The sequence below is a fragment of the Streptococcus sp. HMSC071D03 genome, from assembly GCF_001812125.1.
Taxonomy (GTDB): domain Bacteria; phylum Bacillota; class Bacilli; order Lactobacillales; family Streptococcaceae; genus Streptococcus; species Streptococcus pseudopneumoniae_N.
In genome coordinates, this window is the sequence record NZ_KV807789.1 from 1 (window position 1) to 1300 (window position 1300).

A 1300-nucleotide genomic window follows, 5' to 3' on the forward strand; every position below is an offset into this window, starting at 1 on the left:
GTGGCTTAGTTGAAGTTATCTGCGATTGTCTTTTTCGTTTCTCATAGAAATCTGCGATATGGCAAGGATTGGTATGGCTAGCTGAAGCGATATTGTGAATACATTTGTACAGAATTTTTCTTGCATAAGGATTCCCACGCTTAGTGATATGCTCTTGACCTAGGAAATCTCCTGATTCATAGTGTTTGAGATCAATACCGATAAAAGCGTTGATTTGATTAGCAGACTTAAAACGACGAATGTCTCCTAATTCACCAATAATGCTTGTAGCCGTTGTTTCTGCGATACCAGGAATAGAGAGAAGAATCTCATATTCAGGTAGAGGTTCAGCTAACGCTATCAACTGTTGTAAAACTTGTTCCCGACGGTTTGTCAACTTTATAAGTTCCTGTGCATCATATTTAACCTCTTCTACCATAGGAGAGGTTTTTGAAATGCCAGAATAAGATTGCTTCGCCAATCCAACTAACTTCTCAGTCAAGTTACCTACTCTGTTCTCTGAAATGCGTTTAGAGGTTGAGTTGCGAATAGCTTCTTTCAATTCGGCTTCTGATAGTTCCAGCACCCAATGCTTGGTTGGGAAGATGGACACGAGATTCCAATATTGCTCACCTGTAGGAGTAGATAGTAGATTCTCGATTTCTGGGAAGGCAATTTGAAGAACTTTGTGCAGCCTATTCTTCGTCCTTACGATATCCTCTGTCAGATTTTGGTAGAATCGGCTAAGATCATGCAAGTTTTGATAGACTTCTTCTTGAACATAAGTTGGCTTACGGTTTAAAACAAATTGTGACGAAGCAAGTTTCTCTGCATCGATTTTATCGGTTTTCCGGACTCGCAATCCATCAAGTTGCTTCTTAGCTTCCAAAGGATTAAGACGTGTATAGTCATAGCTATATTCTTCTAGAAAGGCCTGAAGTCGGCGAGAGTAGACGCCAGTAGCTTCAAAAACAATTTCGGGGTTGCTCACGGTCTTTAGATCCTCCAGTAGACGAGAAAATCCGATAATGTCATTAGGCATAGTATAGCCATAAACCCTTTTACCATTCACAAGAATAGCGACTTCTGAGCTTGCTTTACTCACATCAATTCCAAAAACTGTCCGCATTATGTTTACCTCTTTGTCTTGAATGATTCCTTATTTTAGTGATTTCATTTTCAATACTCGACGTCTAGCGTCCGACATACTTTGATAAAATTCCATCTAAAACAGGTGTCTTGCCAGTTTTTTGTACGACGTCTAGCGCCAAAAGAAGCTACGACTTAACAAGACACCTCTACTTTAACATAAAGAAAAAGT

At 39.5% G+C, this 1300-nt stretch carries 1 protein-coding gene; it reads right to left on the reverse strand.

Annotated elements, in window-relative coordinates:
• On the reverse strand, nucleotides 1-1108 hold a 1108-nt coding region (locus tag HMPREF2837_RS08095; RefSeq protein ID WP_075230831.1), incomplete at its 3' end, for an IS110 family RNA-guided transposase.
• Nucleotides 1109-1300 lie beyond the last annotated feature (192 nt).